Source organism: Photobacterium sp. GJ3, from assembly GCF_018199995.1.
Classification (GTDB): domain Bacteria; phylum Pseudomonadota; class Gammaproteobacteria; order Enterobacterales; family Vibrionaceae; genus Photobacterium.
The window spans coordinates 617,736-637,440 of sequence record NZ_CP073578.1 but is presented as its reverse complement, the minus strand read 5'-3'; the positions used below and the strand labels follow the sequence as shown (position 1 = coordinate 637,440).

Sequence of the window (19,705 nt, the reverse complement as noted above, 5' to 3'; positions counted from 1 at the left end):
TCTGGAGGTTCTGCGGTTCAGTTTTCATTGGGTTTCTTGGGCTTCCGCTGTCCGGTTTCCCGGACAGCCATGTTTCAATCGTATGTCGCTAACGTTTCATTGCCTGACTTTTACAACGCCGGGCTTATTCAAGGTATTCATAGCCCGGCAATGTCAGGAAGGTCACCAGTGCTTCACTGGTGGTCAGGCGTGCCATCATTGATGCGGCTTCCTGATACCGGCCCTGATGAAACCGGGATGCCCCGACTTCCTGCTCGAGCACCTGCATTTCTTCTGCCAGCATCTGCGCAAACAACTCTTTTGTGACCACCTGACCATTGCTTAACGTCTTGCCGTGCTTGATCCACTGCCAGATTGAAGCGCGGGAGATTTCTGCCGTCGCTGCATCCTCCATCAGGCCATAAATCGGCACACAACCGTTACCGGAAATCCAGGCTTCAATGTATTGCACCGCGACACGGATATTGTGGCGCATGCCCTCTTCCGTTCGCTCCCCCTCACAAGGGGCCAGCAGTTCTTGCGCGGTAATCGGCGCATCGGATTCACGGGTCACATCCAGTTGGTTCGAACGCTCCCCCAGATACTCATCAAACACAGCACGCGCGGTATCAGCCAGTCCCGGGTGTGCCACCCAGGTGCCATCGTGACCATTCTTCGCTTCGAGCGCTTTATCGGTCTGGATTTTATTCAGCACCCAGGCATTCTGCTCTGGATCCTTTGACGGGATGAAGGCAGCCATACCGCCCATGGCAAAGGCGCCACGCTGGTGACAGGTTCGGACCAGCAAACGGGAGTATGCATTCAGAAATGGTTTTTCCATCGTCACCACCTGACGGTCCGGTAAAATGCGGTCCGGGTGATTACGCAATGTTTTGATGTAGCTGAAAATATAATCCCAGCGACCACAGTTCAGGCCGACGATATGCTCTTTCAGGCTGTGCAAAATTTCATGCATTTCGAATACTGCCGGCAGCGTCTCTATCAGCACGGTGGCTTTGATGGTGCCACGAGACAGGCCTGCTTCATCCTCAGCAAAGCTGAAAACATCGCTCCACCAGGCCGCTTCCTGATAGGCCTGCAGTTTCGGCACGTAGAAATATGGCCCGCTGCCATTGGCCAGCAATTGTTTGTGGTTATGGAAAAAATAAAGACCGAAATCCAGCAGCGCCCCAGGAATGGGCTGACCTTGCCAAAGCACGTGTTTTTCCGGCAGGTGCAGTCCGCGCACCCGGCAAATTAATACCGCAGGGTCCGCGTTCAGTTCGTAGACTTTGCCCGTTTCAGGCTGGGTATAAGCGATCGTGCGATTGACCGCGTCACGCAGGTTTCGCTGACCATCAATCACAGCACTCCAGGCCGGTGCGAATGAATCCTCAAAGTCAGCCATGAAAACTTTCACGTTGGCATTGAGCGCATTAATCACCATTTTCCGATCGACCGGACCGGTAATCTCGACACGGCGGTCCTGAAGATCGGCAGGAATATTCTGAATGGTCCAGTCACTTTCACGGATATCCCGGGTTTCTGGAAGGAAATCCGGCAGCTGGCCGTCATCAATGGCCTTCTGACGGCTTTCACGGGTTGCCAGCAACTCAGGGACACGGGCAGCAAAACGGGTCACCAGTTTGTCGACGAATGCCATCGCCTCATCACTTAAAATATCGCGTTGCGAATCAGACAGTGATGCCTTCAAGGTCAACTGACCAAACTGATATTGATTGTCCCTATCCATTGAAATCTCCCCATTTGCTTCAGCCACAGACAGCTGTAACTAAATAACTACCTAAGCAAGGCGCTCGCTGATGTTCAGCTTAGACCAGAATTGGCCCCGACATGGAAGCTAAGTTGCCTGAATGAATTGAGAAAAGCAAACCACCCCAAAACTCAACCCAATCAACAAAACAAATAAAAATACACAAAATCAAACACTTGAAAAGTATAGAGCTATTACTCAAAACACCAAATTAAAACAGCCTGAAGCGATATTTCCGTTTTTTTGTCTTTCAATCTGTACGACCTCAAAAATGTTGAGGATTACGTAATTAAATAACAATTTCGGGTGCAATTCTGAATTGCAAAAAGAACGTTTAAAACATCAGCCGGATCAGCAACCGGATGCAAACGGCTCAATCTCAATACATTTATAGACAAAAATTATAGGAGTCATACACACAGGGAATCACTTTCATGATGCAAAACAGAATTGTTTTTCTGAACGAAACAGAAAAAATCTACAAAATCAGTCGTTTGAGATTTTTCCGGGACAGGATAATACTTCAGAAGAATGGCAGATCAGCAGAATCATTCACCAAATATAAAGATATTTTCTGCTGACCCATTTGGAAGCACTTAAAGTAAGTCGGCAACAATCGCTGCGAGCGCCTGAAAGGTCGGAATTCGGCTTGAAGTCGGACGCCAGACCAGACCGATTTCCCGGTATGCGGCATCACCCGGTGGTTCCAAAATGACCAGATCCGGGTTATCTGCCAAGCCATGCTTTATCGCCATCTGGGGAATAAACGTCGATCCCAGACCATTGGAGACCATCTGAACCAGCGTATGCAGGCTCGTTGCCGCGAAAGGATTGATCTTCTCTTTACTGGTCAGCTGACAGGCTGAGACCGCATGACCAGTCAGACAATGTTCTTTTTCCAGTAAAAACACAGATTCGTCGGGCAAATCCGTATAGCGCAGCGGCGATGCCACCCGGACAGCCTGAGTTTTGCTGAGCACCATTTTGAACGGATCCCGCCCCACCACCTGACTTTGCATACCACTGATTTCCACCGGTAATGCCAGAATCAGCACATCCATTTCGCCGTTTCTCAGGGCGCTGAGCAGGTTATCCGTGGTGTCCTCTCTTAATAACAGGTGAAGCTGTGGATGACGACGGTTGACGGCCTGGACCAAATCTCCCAGCAGGAAAGGCGCAATGGTCGGAATACAACCCAGACGTACCTGCCCTGCCATCTGATCATCGCCACTTTTCGACAGTTCCATCATATCCTGCGTCCGGGCCAGTAACTCCCGGCTCCGGATCACCACTTCTTCACCAACCGACGTAAACACCAGCGCTTTGTTATCGCGCTCAATCAATTGGCATCCAACCAAGTCTTCCAGATTCTGGATCCCGGAACTCAAGGTAGACTGGCTGACAAAACATTGCTTGGCGGCCTCACCAAAGTGACGGGTTTCATATAAAGTCACCAGATAATGCAGTTGCTTCAGTGAAGGAAATTTGCTCATCGTATTTTTCGATTGTAATAATCTATTTATTCCACTTTTTTCAATGTAGCACTTTCGATATAGTGTGTCCTGTTTTATCAGGGACTGCCCATACGGGGTGGTAAACATTCCAATATTAGGAGCACCAACATGGTACTAGTAGGTCGTCAAGCACCAGATTTCACAGCTGCTGCAGTTCTGGGTAACGGTGAAATCGTTGAAAACTTCAACTTCAAGCAGTTCACAGAAGGTAAAAAAGCGGTTGTTTTCTTCTACCCGCTGGACTTCACTTTCGTATGTCCTTCTGAACTGATTGCTTTCGACAAGCGTCACGCTGATTTCCAAGCAAAAGGCGTTGAAGTCATCGGTGTATCGATCGATTCTCAGTTCTCTCACAACGCATGGCGTAACACTGCTGTTGAAAACGGCGGTATCGGTCAAGTGAAATACCCTCTGGTTGCAGACGTGAAGCACGAAATCTGTAAAGCTTACGATGTTGAGCACCCAGAAGCTGGCGTTGCTTTCCGTGGTTCTTTCCTGATCGACGAAGAAGGCGTTGTTCGCCACCAAGTTGTGAACGACCTGCCACTGGGCCGTAACATCGACGAAATGCTGCGTATGGTTGACGCTCTGAACTTCCACCAGAAGAACGGTGAAGTTTGCCCAGCACAGTGGGAAGAAGGTAAAGCAGGTATGGACGCTTCTCCAAACGGCGTTGCAGCTTACCTGTCTGAGCACACTGCTGACCTGTAATCCAGCTTTGCGCTAGATTTCTGAGCCCGGCCATTGTGCCGGGCTTCTTTTTTCTGAGCTTCTTTGATCTTCCGCTTCGACTCCGCTCCTTTCAGCGATTACACTCAGCCATGATATTTTTTTGCAAAGGCTGAATCATGACTGCACTGACCCATCTTGAAGTCTGTATCGACAACATTGAATCCCTTCATGCCGCACAACAGGGCGGTGCAACCCGCATTGAACTCTGCTCATCCCTCTCTCTGGGTGGGCTGACCCCGAGCGTCGGATTCATGCGTCAGGCGGCCCGCCTGTCGAGTGTTCCGGTTTATGCCATGATCCGGCCCCGCCAGGGCGATTTCCTGTTCTCCGGGGAGGATATGGAAATCATGCTGGCTGATATTCATGCGGCCAAACAGATTGGCTTACAGGGCGTCGTCATTGGCGTACTCAACACCGCAGGAAAAGTCGATCACGATCAGCTCGCCGCACTCATGCAGGCTGCCGATGGTCTGGGCGTCACTTTCCACCGCGCGATTGACCAGTGTGTGAATGTTTACGAAGCTCTGGATATGGTGATGGCTGCGGGCTGTGAACGGGTCCTTTCTTCCGGCTTACAAGCCACAGCACTGGACGGTGCAGAGACGCTGGCCGAAATGGTGCGCTACTGCGATAACCGCCTGAGCATCATGGCCGGTGCTGGGGTTACCGCGGATAACGCTGCCGACATTCTGGTTCAAACCGGCGTGAAAGAGTTACACCTGTCGGGCAAAACAACACGGGCAAGCCTGATGGAACATATCGCCGCCAGTGCGCACATGGGTGATGCCAGTGTGGACGACTTCGCCATTCCCGTCACCAGCGCAGAAAAAATTGCCGCTGTGCTTCAGGCGGTTAAAACGATACGCTGAACAGACGGACAATTAAAAGGCCTGCCATCAAGCAGGCCAATGACCTCAGAACCCTTGGATCTTATCAACCGGATGAGGAATTCTTAGCTTTTTGCCAAACCGATCCGAATACCATGAAGATGGTGAGCAAGTTCTGTCCATCACCTTACTTTCCGGTCTAATCAGATAATCAGTCGTAGCCTGATCAATACAATTAAAGTTATTGTAGCTGAAAGCATGATCCACATAATCATTCATGGTCAGGAAACTGGCTGAAGTTCCAAGTGCCTGCACCATTTCTTCTGCCCATACATAAGGGGTGGCCGGATCATACTGCCCCCCGATGACCAAAATCTGCTGTCCATTGAGTTTCTGGCCCAAATCGGACATATCAGCAATTGGATCGCGTTGCGCAGACCAGCCCAAACAAAGCCCAGCAGTTTCAGCAAAGGTTAACCGACCATACAAAGCAGAAGCATCGCTATACCGATATTCAGAGGCATGAATCCGGTTATCCGATAGCGGCGTTCTTTCATCAGTACAGACCACCGCTCTGAAGAGTGCATTGCCTCGCAAATCGTCTGCTGTTACTTCACCTTGATTGACGTTACGCTGCCACTGCAAATCCCATGACAGTGAATACGCATAGTCATCATCTAATAAACTTTGCAATGAGAAAGAAACATCACTCCAATCACTTGAAGACTCTCTAGCAACTGTGGCATGCATCGCCTGCACCACATCGGATACTTCCAGATTCATATCTCGCGCTATATAATTGCCATTCGTCATAGCATCTTCCATCACGGTCAGGTAACGACGTTCACGATCAGGATTCCATTGATAATCAAGTCGGTATGATGCAATTTTTTCATATCCAGCGCTGTTTCCAACCCTGATTTCAACGTTATTCGCCAGTGAAGGCGACATCGGTGAATCCAGAACGATGGCTCGGACACGATCTGGATAAGTATGCGCATACAAAGCGCCCAAACGCGTCCCATATGAATATCCAAGGAATGTCAGCTTCTCATCGCCAAGTTTTTCCCGAAGCCTATCAATGTCATTGACCACAGAGTTGCTGCCGAGGAAGGGCGCAACCTGACGATATGTATTGTCACAACTTCCGGTTTCATTGTATTCGGCAACCGCGCACTGAGTTAACGAATCGGCAAAAACACTCAGTCCGGCCCCCCGCGGATCGATCCCAACAATATCAAAACGATCTAAAATTTCTGCAGGGAATAAGTTTTCAGCCATGTAGGCAGCACTTTGAACGGCTTCGGCACCAGGCCCACCAAAGTTCATCAGTAAAGCGCCGATACGTTCATTTGGATTGCGGGCAGGATGGACACCATAGAATACATCGACCATCTCGCCATTAGGCTGAGAATAATCCTTGGGCACGCTCAGGTAATCACAGGTCATGTTGTAAGGGCAATTCTCCATAATGAACTGTTGTCTGGCAGCAAAATTGTTATTGTTTCCACCATCGCCTCCACATCCAGTTAACACCAAACATCCCAATGCACTTAGTGCGAACTTATTCATTTTATTATCCTTATAATTCTAACTATTCATTGCTTTGTCCCGATAAAACCGCTTGACTAAAATGACGTCCAGATCAATTTAGTTCAGCTGCATTTTCTTTGGGTCTCTCATTAGCCCGATGTAACATTCTGAAAGATATCTACTTGTCACAACTAGAAAGCGCCGAGATGATAGCAGTTAATGTGCGCACCGTTCCATAAAAATGGAGAAGAGTATGAGCAGCTATGATTTAAGTAACAAATTGAAAAAGAAAGATTACGAAAAAGCACTCGAGCACCTTCAGATCGAATTAGTGAAATGCCAGGAATGGGTGAAGCAGGAAGGCTTGCGTGTACTGGTGATTTTTGAAGGCCGGGATGCCGCGGGGAAAGGCGGAACCATCAAGCGGATCACCGAAAAACTCAATCCTCGGGTCTGCCGGGTGGTCGCCTTGCCAAAACCCACCGAGAAAGAAAAATCCCAATGGTATTTTCAGCGTTATGTGGAGCAGTTGCCTTCTGCCGGAGAAATTGTGCTGTTTGACCGCAGTTGGTACAACCGGGCCGGTGTCGAAAAAGTCATGGGGTTTTGCACCGAAGAAGAATATGAAGAGTTTCTGCTTGCCTGCCCTGAGTTCGAGCGCATGCTGCAGCGCTCCGGCATCATTTTGATCAAATACTGGTTTTCCGTCTCTGACGAAGAGCAGGAAAAGCGCTTTCTGGAGCGTATTAATACGCCAATTAAGCGCTGGAAGTTCAGCCCGATGGATTTAGAATCCCGCTCGCGCTGGGTCGAATATTCCGCAGCCAAAGACAAAATGTTTGCCCACACCGACACCAAACAAAGCCCTTGGTGGGTGGTCGACAGCGATGATAAGAAAAAAGCCCGGATCAATTGCATCTCGCACTTACTCAGCCAGATTCCTTACGAAACCATCGAATACCCGGACATCGAGTTACCTGAGATCAATAAAGAAGGTTATAACCGCCCGCCGATGGATGAGCAAACCTTTGTACCAGACCGATTCGACAAGGGCGATCATGACTGATCCCGCCCGAAACAATCAGGGAGCCTGAAGCTCCCTGAAAACATGGCTATCAGCCATCCTCTAGCGGTTGCTGTCGATAAAATGTTCCATTTCCTGCGGACTGGTATGTCGAATATCTTTGCCTTTGACGAAATAAATAATGTATTCGCAGATGTTCTGGCAGCGATCCCCGACCCGCTCAATGGAGCGCGCAGACCACATCACTTGCAGGACATTGGGAATCGACCTTGGATCTTCCATCATATACGTCATCAGCTGGCGAATGATCGCTTCATACTCTTTATCAATACGGTCGTCTTCCTGATAGACCCGGATCGCCGCCTTCACGTCCATCCGGGCAAACGCATCCAAGACTTCGTGCAGCATCCGGGCTGCATGCTGGCCCAGGGCTTCCAGTGACACCAACAGGTTGTATTGTTTGTTCGTGAAATTCTCCAGCGCAACCTTGGCGATGCTCTCTGCCACATCCCCAATGCGTTCCAAATCCGTAATCGTCTTGATAATCGCAATCACCAACCGCAAGTCACTGGCGGTTGGCTGGCGCTTGGCAATGATCCGGGTGCAGGCTTCATCAATGGCCACTTCCATGGCATTCACCTTGTGATCATCTTTAATGACCCGTCGGGCCAGATCAACATCCTGCTTATGCATGGCTTTCAGGGCATCAGTCAATTGCTGTTCCACCAAGCCGCCCATTGCCAGCACATGGGTGCGAATGCTTTCGAGCTCGGCATTAAACTGGCCGGAGATATGACGGCTGAGACTTAAATTATCCAACATGCGCTGCAACTCCTTAGCCGTAACGGCCAGTAATGTAATCTTCGGTACGTTTTTCTTTCGGGGTGGTGAAGATATCATTGGTTGACGCGTATTCCACCAGCTCGCCCATATGCATAAATGCGGTATTATCCGACACCCGTGCAGCCTGCTGCATGTTATGGGTCACGATAATCACCGTATATTTTTTCTTGAGATCGTTAATCAGCTCTTCAATAGTCAGTGTCGAGATCGGATCCAGCGCAGACGTTGGTTCATCCAGCAGGATCACTTCAGGCTCAATGGCAATGGCCCGTGCAATCACCAGTCGCTGTTGCTGACCGCCGGACAGTCCAAAGGCATTTTCGTGCAGACGATCCTTCACTTCATCCCACAAGGCAGCACCGCGCAGTGAATTCTCCACAGCGTCATCCAGCACCCGGTTATTCTTCACGCCCTGCAGCCGAAGGCCGTATACCACATTTTCGTAGATAGACTTGGGAAACGGGTTGGGTCGCTGAAACACCATGCCAACCTGACGACGTAATGCCGCCACATCTACGTTTTGATCATAGATATTTTTGCCATGCAGCAGGATTTGCCCTTCAACACGGCAGCCTTCCACCAGCTCGTTCATCCGGTTGATACAGCGAAGAAGGGTCGATTTACCACAGCCGGAAGGACCGATAAACGCCGTGACCTGCCCTTTGGCAATCTTCATGTTGATATGATACAGCGCCTGTTTCTGACCATAATACAAATCCAGCCCGTCGATGGTCAGCGCCGTTTTTTCCTCTGGCAGTGCGGTCAGATCGACTGGCTTGAGCAAGTCCATACTGGCGTTGAATGAAAACATCTCCACCCTTCTCGTTATTGTTCCAGTTCGCGGAATTTTTCCCGCAGATGATTACGAATCCCGATGGCCGTCAGATTCAGCCCGACAATCACGGTGACCAGCAGCAATGAAGTTGCGTACACCAGCGGCCGTGCCGCCTCGACATTCGGGCTTTGAAAGCCAACATCATAGATGTGGTAGCCAAGGTGCATGAACTTCCGGTCTAAATGTAAGTATGGAAACTGTGCATCAATTGGCAAAGACGGGGCCATTTTCACCACACCGACCAGCATCAGTGGTGCCACTTCTCCCGCCGCACGGGCCACTGCCAGAATTAATCCCGTCATAATCGCCGGGCTGGCCATCGGGAGTACAATCCGCCACAGGGTTTCAGCCTGCGTGGCGCCCAGCGCCAGCGAGCCATGGCGGATTGAAGGCGGAATCCGCGCCAAGCCTTCCTCCGTCGACACAATCACCACTGGCAGCGTCAGAATCGCCAGCGTCAGTGCTGACCAGAGAATCCCCGGGGTGCCAAATGTCGGTGCCGGGAGCTGATCCGAAAAAAAGAGCTCGTCCAGCGTACCGCCAACCATGTACACAAAAAAGCCCAAGCCGAACACCCCATATACGATGGACGGGACACCAGCCAGATTGATCACCGCGACACGGATGATGCGGGTCAAGCGATTCTGTTCCGCGTACTCGTGCAGGTAAATTGCAGCCAGTACCCCCAAAGGAGTCACAATCACACTCATCAGTAACACCATCAGTACGGTGCCGAAAATCGCCGGAAAAACACCGCCTTCGGTATTGGCTTCTCTGGGCGCATCCGTCACAAAATGGCGCACCTGACTGCCCCAGTGCATCAGCTTGTCGTGCCAGGACATATCATTGGGATACCAGAGATCTAAAATATCCGTCAGCGGAATCCGGACCTCTTGTCCCTGCGCATCCTGGATCAACAGCGCCTGTGATTGTTGTACCGCCTGAAAATCAGCCTGGGTTTCCCGCTCGGCGATCGCATGATCGAGCCAGGTCAACAGCATGTCGGGAGCGGTGATTTCACGACGCTCCAAACCATGAAGCAAAGCCTGCGGATAGCCATAAAACTTGCCGTTTCGGACACGCTCTATCACCACCGCCCCATGAGCAATGTCCTTAGTCCGGATTTGAGTATCCAGCAGGGTGATAAAGTCCAGTACAGCCAGCTCCCGGTTGCCGGTTTTAATCAGATACCGGGTAATCGTCGGGTTGCCTGAATCCGGCAACGCGTATCCGGCATCCAACAATTGCTGACGTGGAACGGCACTGGTTTCATAAATTTCACCCAGCACACTTTGCCGTTGATCGGCCAGATCAACGTCAAACTGATAAACCTGTGCCGGCCAGAAGTAGCTCAGCCCCTTCCAGCCTATCATCAGTAATAAGCCCAGCACCGCCAGCAGATTCAGGCTGACCATACCTGCCGTCAGCCAGATCCAGGGGGAACCGGAACGCATCCATTTCAACATTGATTTTGCAACTCAGCCCTTACCCCGGCTATCAGAGCGATTTGTATTTATCGCGCAATCGCTGACGCACGATTTCTGCCAGGGTATTGAAGAAAAACGTAAAAATAAACAAGACAAATGCCGCCAGAAACAGCACACGATAATGTGCGCTGCCGACTTCTGATTCCGGCATTTCAATCGCGATGGTTGCAGACAGGGTGCGCAGCCCTTCCAGCACATTCCACTCCAACAACGGTGTATTTCCGGTCGCCATCAGCACAATCATGGTTTCACCGACGGCCCGGCCCAGCCCCATCATCACCGCCGAGAAAATCCCAGGGCTGGCCGTCAGCAGCACCACCCGGGTCAGGGTTTGCCACGGCGTCGCACCTAATGCCAGCGACCCATTACTCAAATGAGACGGCACCGAATAAATCGCGTCTTCTGCAATGGTAAAGATGGTTGGGATGACAGCAAACCCCATGGCGATCCCGACCACCAGCGCATTGCGCTGATCATAACCAATGCCCCAGACATTCGTCAGATAAGAGCGGATATCACCGTTGAAATACGCCTGCTCAATCATAGGGCTAATTGCAAAGCAGAGATAACCGACCAGCACCAGCACCGGCATCAACAGCAATATATGCAGACCTGTCGGCACCCGGCGATGCCAGCGTCCCGGCAGGAATGCCCAACCGAACCCGACAGCAACCATCGCCAGCGGCAAAATCAGCAAACACAGCCCAATGCCAATCAAGTGGGTTTCCACCAGCGGCGCCAGCCAGATCCCGGCCAGAAATCCCAGAATCACCGTGGGTAAGGCTTCCATGATCTCAACCGTAGGCTTAATGACCCGGCGCATCTTGGTCGACATAAAATAAGCCGTATAGATCGCACCGGCTAATGCCAGCGGAATCGCAAAAAACAGTGCATAAACGGCGGCTTTCAGCGTGCCAAATACGATTGGCACTAAACTGAGTTTGGGCTCGGATTCATCGGAAGCCGAAGTCGACTGCCAGACATAATCCGGCTCTGGATAACCTTCGTACCAGACCTTTCGCCACAGACTGTGAAAGCTGACTTCTGGATAAGGGTTTTCAACCCAGAATAACTGCCATTGCGCCCCGTCAATCGCCAGCAGACGATTGGCCCGCGGCGAAATGGCCATCAGTTCAGGTAATTGACCCTGTTTCTTGATAAATAACGGCGTGCTCAGCACCGGGTGGGTGCTGTCCGACATGTAATACGCATTCAGTGTGCCGTCGTCCTGAATCGCAAAAAAACCTTTTCGGTAATACTCCGGGGTCAGTTGCTGCAATCCGCCCTGCGCTGCTTCAAAACTGCGGGCCGCTATCAACTGGCGGCGCCCGCCTTTCACCCCTTCAAACCACTGAACCACGTCGCCGTTCGCACCAGTGATCAGCAAAGAGTTCGCCCCGGACAATGCGGTCATGGCCACAGGCTGACCCGAGCCCCGGCTGACATTCTGCTGCAGGCGGATGCTGCCTTTTACCCCTTGTAAATCAATCGCACGCAGCCAGTCTCCTGCCAGCAGATACAGCGAACGACCATCCGGCGTCGCAATCATCGCGGTGATCTCTTCAGAGATCTCAGGCATGGACAGCGTGGTTTCAGCCCAGTCCTGCGCACTGGCATCTAAGCCATGCGTGCGTTGAAACACTTTCGCGACCAAACGGTGATCCTGCGTCAGACCAACCAGGGTCGCAACCTGCCGCCGGACAGAAATCGCCAACCGGACCAAAGGCTGCCCCAGCGGATCGAGCTGGATATACGTCTGATCCAGCGGATAGGCGGCCCGTAGCTGCCCCTGATGAACCAAAGGTTTGACCACACGCACGCCCCCGCGGGCATCCCCGTAGGCAAAAACCTGTTCATGCGGCAAACCAGCGGCAAAGCTGGTTGGTTGTTCCATCACCGACACAGAAAGCGACGACACAGGGGTTGCTTTCGGATTCAGCGGGACCAGACTCAGCTCACCGGATGATGAAAAATGAAATGCAGCGGTGCCCTGATCATTCAGCATCACCGCCCGGGTGTCTGAAAGCGGTACCGTGAATGCCTGAACAGGTGTGATCCTTGCCGGTGAGAAAACAGGCAATATCACATACAGCAGATAGAAGAAGATCAGAACGAGCGTTAAAAGGACAAAAATTCCACCGGCAATCACACTATAACGCGCCACCCTGTCTTTATATCGACGGATACGGCTGTCGTCTGTCAAAAATGCACCGGCATTTGCCATTCTCACCCCATGAAAGTTACATACTGACAAATTATATGTCTGTTAGATGACAATTATATTACACGACCCGTAAGTTTTTCATTTCACAAATGAATCTGTGCACAGGATGGTTGGCTGACATAAAAGTGTCACAAAAACCGAATAATCTGAATGCTTTATGACGGTAGCCGTATTCTGGTCACTCAATGCATATCCTGTCTGGACATAATCAGAGTGGGGTCAGATAATGAATTGAACCGCTACCAGAAGGAGGCACGACATGAAGCATCTTGTCATTACTGTCATTGGCCAGGATCGCCAAGGTTTAGTTGGAAAGTTATCGGATACTGTATATCAGCACCAGGGAAACTGGCTGGGTAGCAGTATGAATCATCTGGCCGGACAATTTGCCGGCATTCTTCAGGTCGATGTTCCGGAAGCATCCGTGAAAGCATTTCGGCAGGCCATGTCCAAACTCGAAGGGCTGAAGATTCATATTGAAGAAGACACTCACCTCACTCCGCCTCCCAAGCAACTGCAATCGCTGACCGTCACCGGGAATGACCGTCCCGGCATTGTCAAAGAAGTTACGACCAGCCTCGGCGAGCTGGGCATCAATATTTATAAATTGAAAACCGATACCCACAGTGCTCCAAATTGGGGCTACCCCATTTTTACCGCCTGGTTCGAACTCGAAATTCCAGCATCGCTTTCTGTGTCGACCGTGCAATTGCAATTGGAAAGTCTCGCAGATGATCTGACGATTGATTTCGAAGAACCGGAGGGAATCGAGGTCCATTAATTGCTGTTGATTCTTGTGTTAGGAAAATCATGAGTACTGAACCGCTTTATATCGATAAAGAACTGAGCTGGCTGTCTTTTAATGAACGCGTCCTGCAGGAAGCCGCTGATAAATCCGTCCCACTGATTGAGCGCGTTCGCTTTTTGGGTATTTTTTCAAGCAACACCGATGAGTTCTATAAAGTCCGCTTTGCTGATGTAAAGCGGCGCATCCTGATCAGTCAGGAGCAAGGGGTCAACGACAATGCCAAGCATCTGCTGAGTAAGATTCAGAGTCGGGTGCTGAAAATGAATCAGGACTTCGACACGCTCTACAATGAAATCCTGCTGGAAATGGCACGGCGCAATATCTTTCTGGTCAATGAACAGCAAATTGATGACAACCAGAGCGAATGGCTGAAACGCTATTTCCGCAACACCATTCTGCCGCATGTCACCCCGATCCTGCTGACCGAAGATATCGATCTGCTTCAGTTCCTGAAAGATGAATACACCTATCTGGCCATTGATATGAGGCAGGGCGAATCCAGTCAGTATGCACTGCTGGAGATCCCAACCGATCAGTTGCCCCGTTTCATCAAAGTCCCGGAAGCCAAAGGCAAAAACCGCAAGACACTGATTCTGCTCGATAACATCATTCGTCTGTGTCTGGATGACATTTTCAGTGGGTTCTTTGATTACGACAGTTTATCTGCTTATTCCATGAAAATGACCCGGGATGCGGAATACGATCTCAGTCAGGAAGTGGATCACAGTATTCTGGAGCTGATGTCCGAAGGCCTGAGTCAGCGACTGACCGCGATGCCGGTGCGTTTTGTGTATCAGCGGGACATGCCGGGCGAATTAATCGAAAAGCTGTGCAGCCTGCTGAAAGTCTCCAGCTACGACAGTATCATTCCCGGTGGCCGCTACCATAACTTTAAAGACTTCATCAGCTTCCCGAATGTCGGGCGCAAGTATCTGGAAAATAAGCCCCTGCCGCCGATCGACAGCTACCAGTTCACCAGTGCCCGCAACGCTTTTGAAGCCATTCGGGAACAGGATATCCTGCTCTACTACCCGTATCACTCTTTCAATCACATGACAGAGTTTGTGCGCCAGGCCGCTTTCGATCCCAAAGTCCGGAGTATTTACATCAATATTTACCGGGTGGCGAAAAACTCCCGCATCATTGATTCCATGATTGATGCCGTGAACAACGGCAAGCAGGTCACGGTCGTTGTGGAACTGCAGGCCCGATTCGATGAAGAAGCCAATATTGAGTGGGCACGTCGGCTGACCGAATCCGATGTTCGTGTCGTGTTCAGTGTGCCGGGCCTGAAGATTCACTCAAAACTCTGTCTGATCACCCGGCAGGAAGGCGACGAAATTGTCCGTTACGCCCATATCGGAACCGGCAACTTCCACGAGAAAACCGCCCGCATCTACACCGATTTCTCTCTCTTTACCGCCGATCCGGAACTGACCAACGAAGTCCGTCAGGTCTTCAGCTTTATTCAGAACCCTTATCGTCCGGTGAAATTCAACCAGCTCATCGTCTCGCCGCGCAACTCCCGCAGCCGTCTGTACGAGCTGATTGACCGGGAAATTGACAATGCCAAGCAGAATCAGCGCGCGGCGATTACACTGAAAGTGAATAATCTGGTCGATAAAGGCTTGGTCAATCGCTTGTATCAGGCCAGCAGCGCGGGTGTTCAGGTTGATATGATCATCCGGGGCATGTGTTCGCTGGTCCCGGGAATACCGGGGATCAGTGACAACATTCGCATCATCAGTATTGTCGATCGTTTTCTGGAGCACCCCAGAATCATGGTGTTTGAAAACGATGGCAACCCGGAAGTTTATATTTCTTCCGCAGACTGGATGACGCGTAATATCGATAACCGGATTGAAGTCGGCTGTCCGATCCGCCAGCCCGAGCTCAAACAGAAGATCATCGACATTCTCAATATCCAGTTCTCAGACACGGTCAAGGCCCGGATTCTGGACAAGTCGATGAGCAATAATTACGTGCCTCGTGGCAACAAACGAAAGATCCGATCTCAGATTGAGATCTACGATTATCTGAAGCAGTCTGAAAAAAAGCTGCAAAAGGAAGCCAGCCGAAAGGCTGATGCTGAAGCCACTCAAGAGAATAACGAAAACGCCGCATGATAGAAATCGATCGTCCCCGAGAAATAGCCGCCATCGATATGGGCTCCAACAGTTTCCATATGGTGGTTGCCCGGGTGGTCGGCCACAGCCTGCAGATTGTCAGCCGACATAAACAACGGGTTCATCTGGCTGACGGCCTCAATGACAACATGGAACTGGATCAGGCCGCCATTCAGCGCGGCCTGAGTTGTCTGGCGATGTTTGCCGAACGACTTCAGGGATTTGACCCTGAAAATGTCCGGATTGCCGCCACCTATACCTTGCGTCAGGCCCGAAATGCCGCTGTCTTTTTAAAACGTGCCGAAAGGGTTCTGCCTTACCCCATTGAAATTATTGCCGGGACAGAAGAAGCCCGGCTGATCTATCTGGGAGTCGCACATACCCAGCATGAACCGGGACAGAAGCTGGTCGTTGATATCGGCGGCGGCAGTACGGAACTGATCATCGGTGAAGGATTTCAGCCCAAACTGCAATACAGCAAACACATGGGCTGTGTCAGTTACAACCAGCAGTTTTTCCCGAAAGGCAAGATCTCCCCCAAAGCGATGGCTGCGGCACACATGGCTGCGCTGCAAAAAATGGAGAGCATCGCCAGTCGGTACCGACGGCTGGGCTGGGATACCGCCATCGGCGCTTCCGGCACCATTAAAGCGATTCGGGAAGTCATCATTGCGCAGGGCCATGCGGATGGCATCATCAGCAAAGAACGGCTGGAAGAGGTCGTGAAGCTGGTGACCGCCTGTAAACACAGTGACGAGCTGACGTTACCCGGTCTGCCAGATGACCGGAAGCCGGTCTTTGCCGCAGGCGTCGCCATTCTGAGCGCAGTCTTCACTGCCTTAAAAATCGATCAGATGATCTTTTCGGACGGTGCATTACGTGAAGGTCTGCTGTATGAAATGGAAGAACGTTTCCGGCACAGCGATATCCGGATCCGGACAGCTACAGCGATGGCAACGCAATATAATGTGGATATCGATCAGGCAACCCGGGTCCGGGATACGGCGAAAGAGATTTACATACAGGCGACGGCTGGCAGCACCCATGCGGATCTGGTGTCCCTGCTGAACTGGGGCGCACTTTTACACGAAGTCGGGCTCAGTATCAGTTATCCCGGTTTTCACCGCCACTCCGCTTATCTGCTGCGCCACAGTACGATGCCCGGCTTTAATCTGGAAGAACAGACCGTGCTGGCGACACTGGCCCGCTTCCAGCGCAAATCCCTCAAACTCGATGAAATGCCTGAGCTGAGCATATTTAAGCGCAAGCATCTTTATCCGATGATCCGGGCACTGCGTCTGGCGGTCGCACTGCACGGCCAGCGCACCGATGAGCCGCTGCCGTCGATGGTGCTGACGGCAGAGAAAGAAAAATGGTTACTGAATTTACCGGATGGCTGGCAGACCAATAACCGACTGCTGGCTGCCGATCTGGATAAAGAACAGGAATACTGGCGAAAAGCTGGCTGGGAGCTGAGCATCAGTCCATCGGAAGAGATGGTGTGAAGCCCGTGCTGTGCGGGTGATCTTCCTGCCTGCGCAGCACTCACCTCAACGTTTAATGGGCTGGTGTCAGCCCCAGCGCGGCCAGTTCTCTGGCCAGGACAGCTGGTGGTAAGGGCACATACCCATCTTTATCGACCAGCTGCTGCCCCTGCGCCGACAGTACAAAACGCAGAAATTCTGCCTGTAGTTTTGGCAACGGCTTACCCGGCACCTGATTGATATAAATATAGAGATAACGTGCGAGCGGATAGCTCCCGTTGGCGACGTTCTCATGCGTCGCGGCCACAAACGGCCCATCCCCCTGAGCGACTGGAATGGCGCGTATCCCCGTGGTCCGGTAACCAATGCCTGAATAGCCAATCGCATTGAGAGAAGTCGACACTGACTGAACCACAGATGCCGACCCCGGCTGCTCGTTGACATCATTCCGGAAATCGCCGTTACACAAGGCTTTTTGCTTAAAATAACCGTATGTCCCAGAGACAGAATTCCGGCCAAACCGCTGAATATCCCGCATGGCCCAGCGTCCCGTCAGCCCCAGCTGCCCCCAGTGCGTAATTTGGCGATTGCCGCCACACCGCAGGGTCCGGGAAAACATGGCATCAATTTGCTGAAAACGCAGACCCGGCAACGGATTATCTTCATGGACAAACACAGCGAGCGCATCAATGGCGACCCGAACTGGGGTGGGTTTGTAACCGTAATTTTGTTCAAATGCCGCGATTTCTTTGGTCTTCATCGGACGGCTCATCGGCCCCAGTTGCGCCGTTGCTTCTGTTAAAGCCGTTGGCGCTGCCGAGGAACCGATCGCCTGTACCTGAATATTGACCTGCGGATAGAGGTGGCGAAATGCTTCGGACCAGTAAGTCATCAAATTCGCAAACGTATCAGAGCCAACGGAACTCAGGGTTCCCTGAATCTCAGCCACGGGTTGGTACACCGGCCATTCCGGCGCAGTTGACGCCTGAATATCATTGCCTGCCCAGGCCAGACCTGAACTCACGACCCCAGCAATCCCAGTCCAATCCAACTGCTCTTCACACTCTGCCCTCTGCATTTCATGGACCGCTCTGTCCCCTCCTCGATTCAGCCGTCGCACACTATCCTCGCTTCAGGCGGCTTTCGCAACCAGTCGCTGCGGCAATGTGAACGAAAATGTACTGCCTTCTCCCACCACACTTTGAATTTCTAAGAATGTGTCATGATGGCTGAGAGCATGTTTCACGATCGCCAGTCCGAGGCCACTGCCCCCGGTTTCGCGGGAACGGGCTTTATCAACCCGGTAAAAGCGCTCGGTCAGACGATGAATATGTTGCGGTTCGATCCCACTGCCCGTGTCGGTCACTTCCAGGCGCGGCCCTTTTGATGACAGGAACCAGCGCACACTGACTTTACACTGCGGCGGCGTGTGCTTCACCGCGTTGTACACCAGGTTTGAAATGGCACTGCGCAGCTGGTCCGCATCGCCCAGAACATGCAGTGCTTCATCCACCTCAAACTCAAACACCTGATCTTTATCACCACTGAGCGAGATCGCTTCTTTCTCCAGAACATCCAGCATGGCGGGCACATCGACACGCTCATCCAGTTCCAGGTTCGGTGCCGCTTCGATTTTAGACAGCGTCAGCAGTTGCTCAACCAGCGAATTCATCCGGGTGAGCTGCTCCGTCATCACACCATGGGCTTTTTCCCACATCGGACCGATCAGCATTTCCGGATCACGGGACATTTCCAGATACCCCTGCAGGACCGTCATCGGCGTACGCAGCTCGTGAGAAACGTTAGCAAAGAAATTGCGGCGCATGCCTTCCAGCTGTTTCAGCTGAGATACATCCCGCACCACCATCAGGTATTCCCCTTCGGTGTAACGCATAATCCGCAGCTCGAGGGTGCGGTCGTAATTCAGCGGAGAAGTGATTTCCAGCGGATCCTCAAAATCCTGACGCGCCAGATAACGCACAAAATCCGGGCTCCGCAGCAGGTTGCTGACTGGCTGACCGGCATCATCCGGCCAGCGTAAACCCAGTTGATCCTGAGCCAGCTTATTACACCAGACAATATTGCCTTCACTGCGAAAGACCACCACGGCATCCGGCAGGGATTCTGCCCCGTTGCGGAATCGACGGATCAGGGTTGCCAGTTCCCGGCGACGACGGCGGTTCCGTTGCTGTAAGCGATAAATGCCGTTAAACAGCGGTTCCCAGCTGCCGGAACCGGACGGCGGTGTCAGACTCCGGTCCGTCCAAAGCCAGTGCGACATTTTCAGCTGGTTGTGGCAATGCCAGCCCAGCAAGATCCAGCTGGCAGCCAGCAAAAACCAAGGCATATCGCCGAAGATCAGGCCCAGAATTACCCAGGGCAAATAAAAAAAAGCCAGTTCTCTGACCAGCTTTTTCCAGGACAAACGTTCTACCATTAATGTCTCCCACCAGCAGTTGCGGTCGGCGACAACCGGACATCCAACTTCTGGCTTTTTTCAGCGTTCCGGAACCGC

Annotated in this window: 15 protein-coding genes; 6 read left to right on the top strand and 9 right to left on the bottom strand. The window is 51.6% G+C overall.

The window, feature by feature from the left end; translation table 11 throughout:
• Positions 1 to 124: 124 nt before the first annotated feature.
• The gene (aceB, locus tag KDD30_RS02885) at positions 125 to 1,732 is read right to left on the bottom strand and encodes a malate synthase A (protein ID WP_211647311.1); all 1,608 of its coding nucleotides are present in this window, start codon (positions 1,730 to 1,732) and stop codon (positions 125 to 127) included.
• A 617-nt stretch (positions 1,733 to 2,349) separates the two neighbouring features.
• On the bottom strand, positions 2,350 to 3,246 hold the full coding sequence (locus KDD30_RS02880) for a hydrogen peroxide-inducible genes activator (RefSeq protein ID WP_211647310.1): 897 nt from the start codon (positions 3,244 to 3,246) through the stop codon (positions 2,350 to 2,352).
• A 129-nt stretch (positions 3,247 to 3,375) separates the two neighbouring features.
• On the opposite strand from KDD30_RS02880, the gene KDD30_RS02875 reads away from it, so the two are divergent.
• A complete protein-coding gene (locus tag KDD30_RS02875; protein WP_211647309.1) occupies positions 3,376 to 3,978 on the top strand; it encodes a peroxiredoxin C in 603 nt (200 codons plus the stop codon).
• Between the two features lie 137 nt (positions 3,979 to 4,115).
• The gene (locus KDD30_RS02870) at positions 4,116 to 4,868 is read left to right on the top strand and encodes a copper homeostasis protein CutC (protein WP_211647308.1); all 753 of its coding nucleotides are present in this window, start codon (positions 4,116 to 4,118) and stop codon (positions 4,866 to 4,868) included.
• A 45-nt stretch (positions 4,869 to 4,913) separates the two neighbouring features.
• On the opposite strand, the gene KDD30_RS02865 is transcribed toward KDD30_RS02870, so the two are convergent.
• A complete protein-coding gene (locus tag KDD30_RS02865; protein ID WP_211647307.1) occupies positions 4,914 to 6,398 on the bottom strand; it encodes an alpha/beta fold hydrolase in 1,485 nt (494 codons plus the stop codon).
• 214 nt (positions 6,399 to 6,612) lie between these two features.
• On the opposite strand from KDD30_RS02865, the gene ppk2 reads away from it, so the two are divergent.
• A complete protein-coding gene (gene ppk2 / locus KDD30_RS02860) occupies positions 6,613 to 7,425 on the top strand; it encodes a polyphosphate kinase 2 (protein ID WP_211647306.1) in 813 nt (270 codons plus the stop codon).
• A gap of 60 nt (positions 7,426 to 7,485) precedes the next feature.
• Here ppk2 and phoU read toward each other — a convergent pair whose 3' ends face one another.
• The 4 genes from phoU to KDD30_RS02840 are packed head-to-tail and all read right to left on the bottom strand — an operon-like array spanning position 7,486 to position 12,772.
• Positions 7,486 to 8,205 carry a phosphate signaling complex protein PhoU gene (gene phoU, locus KDD30_RS02855; RefSeq protein ID WP_211647305.1) on the bottom strand — a complete coding sequence of 240 codons (720 nt, stop codon included), beginning with the start codon at positions 8,203 to 8,205 and terminating at the stop codon, positions 7,486 to 7,488.
• A 13-nt stretch (positions 8,206 to 8,218) separates the two neighbouring features.
• Positions 8,219 to 9,037 carry a phosphate ABC transporter ATP-binding protein PstB gene (gene pstB, locus KDD30_RS02850; protein WP_211647304.1) on the bottom strand — a complete coding sequence of 273 codons (819 nt, stop codon included), beginning with the start codon at positions 9,035 to 9,037 and terminating at the stop codon, positions 8,219 to 8,221.
• A gap of 14 nt (positions 9,038 to 9,051) precedes the next feature.
• A complete protein-coding gene (gene pstA / locus KDD30_RS02845) occupies positions 9,052 to 10,527 on the bottom strand; it encodes a phosphate ABC transporter permease PstA (RefSeq protein WP_211647303.1) in 1,476 nt (491 codons plus the stop codon).
• Positions 10,528 to 10,558: 31 nt separating this feature from the next.
• Positions 10,559 to 12,772 carry an ABC transporter permease subunit gene (locus KDD30_RS02840; protein WP_211647302.1) on the bottom strand — a complete coding sequence of 738 codons (2,214 nt, stop codon included), beginning with the start codon at positions 12,770 to 12,772 and terminating at the stop codon, positions 10,559 to 10,561.
• 259 nt (positions 12,773 to 13,031) lie between these two features.
• On the opposite strand from KDD30_RS02840, the gene KDD30_RS02835 reads away from it, so the two are divergent.
• From KDD30_RS02835 to ppx, 3 genes are read left to right on the top strand one after another with little or no spacing between them, the layout of a single operon-like run.
• The gene (locus tag KDD30_RS02835; protein ID WP_211647301.1) at positions 13,032 to 13,553 is read left to right on the top strand and encodes a glycine cleavage system protein R; all 522 of its coding nucleotides are present in this window, start codon (positions 13,032 to 13,034) and stop codon (positions 13,551 to 13,553) included.
• A 29-nt stretch (positions 13,554 to 13,582) separates the two neighbouring features.
• A complete protein-coding gene (gene ppk1 / locus KDD30_RS02830; protein ID WP_211647300.1) occupies positions 13,583 to 15,706 on the top strand; it encodes a polyphosphate kinase 1 in 2,124 nt (707 codons plus the stop codon).
• Positions 15,703 to 17,211 carry an exopolyphosphatase gene (gene ppx, locus KDD30_RS02825; protein ID WP_211647299.1) on the top strand — a complete coding sequence of 503 codons (1,509 nt, stop codon included), beginning with the start codon at positions 15,703 to 15,705 and terminating at the stop codon, positions 17,209 to 17,211. Before ppk1 ends, ppx begins: the two co-directional genes overlap by 4 nt.
• 52 nt (positions 17,212 to 17,263) lie before the next feature.
• Here ppx and KDD30_RS02820 read toward each other — a convergent pair whose 3' ends face one another.
• Entirely contained in the window at positions 17,264 to 18,268 is a 1,005-nt protein-coding gene (locus KDD30_RS02820) for a PstS family phosphate ABC transporter substrate-binding protein (RefSeq protein ID WP_211647298.1), read from the bottom strand.
• A gap of 54 nt (positions 18,269 to 18,322) precedes the next feature.
• Complete coding sequence (gene phoR, locus KDD30_RS02815; RefSeq protein WP_211647297.1) at positions 18,323 to 19,627, bottom strand: phosphate regulon sensor histidine kinase PhoR; 1,305 nt, start codon at positions 19,625 to 19,627, stop codon at positions 18,323 to 18,325.
• Between the last annotated feature and the right edge of the window lie 78 nt (positions 19,628 to 19,705).

Excerpts from the sequence above, each read along its gene's own strand:
- aceB (WP_211647311.1), bottom strand. The coding sequence starts at position 1,732 with ATGGATAGGGACAATCAATATCAGTTTGGTCAGTTGACCTTGAAGGCA.
- KDD30_RS02880 (WP_211647310.1), bottom strand. The coding sequence starts at position 3,246 with ATGAGCAAATTTCCTTCACTGAAGCAACTGCATTATCTGGTGACTTTA.
- KDD30_RS02875 (WP_211647309.1), top strand. The coding sequence starts at position 3,376 with ATGGTACTAGTAGGTCGTCAAGCACCAGATTTCACAGCTGCTGCAGTT.
- KDD30_RS02870 (WP_211647308.1), top strand. The coding sequence starts at position 4,116 with ATGACTGCACTGACCCATCTTGAAGTCTGTATCGACAACATTGAATCC.
- KDD30_RS02865 (WP_211647307.1), bottom strand. The coding sequence starts at position 6,398 with ATGAATAAGTTCGCACTAAGTGCATTGGGATGTTTGGTGTTAACTGGA.
- ppk2 (WP_211647306.1), top strand. The coding sequence starts at position 6,613 with ATGAGCAGCTATGATTTAAGTAACAAATTGAAAAAGAAAGATTACGAA.
- phoU (WP_211647305.1), bottom strand. The coding sequence starts at position 8,205 with ATGTTGGATAATTTAAGTCTCAGCCGTCATATCTCCGGCCAGTTTAAT.
- pstB (WP_211647304.1), bottom strand. The coding sequence starts at position 9,037 with ATGTTTTCATTCAACGCCAGTATGGACTTGCTCAAGCCAGTCGATCTG.
- pstA (WP_211647303.1), bottom strand. The coding sequence starts at position 10,527 with ATGTTGAAATGGATGCGTTCCGGTTCCCCCTGGATCTGGCTGACGGCA.
- KDD30_RS02840 (WP_211647302.1), bottom strand. The coding sequence starts at position 12,772 with ATGGCAAATGCCGGTGCATTTTTGACAGACGACAGCCGTATCCGTCGA.
- KDD30_RS02835 (WP_211647301.1), top strand. The coding sequence starts at position 13,032 with ATGAAGCATCTTGTCATTACTGTCATTGGCCAGGATCGCCAAGGTTTA.
- ppk1 (WP_211647300.1), top strand. The coding sequence starts at position 13,583 with ATGAGTACTGAACCGCTTTATATCGATAAAGAACTGAGCTGGCTGTCT.
- ppx (WP_211647299.1), top strand. The coding sequence starts at position 15,703 with ATGATAGAAATCGATCGTCCCCGAGAAATAGCCGCCATCGATATGGGC.
- KDD30_RS02820 (WP_211647298.1), bottom strand. The coding sequence starts at position 18,268 with ATGCAGAGGGCAGAGTGTGAAGAGCAGTTGGATTGGACTGGGATTGCT.
- phoR (WP_211647297.1), bottom strand. The coding sequence starts at position 19,627 with ATGGTAGAACGTTTGTCCTGGAAAAAGCTGGTCAGAGAACTGGCTTTT.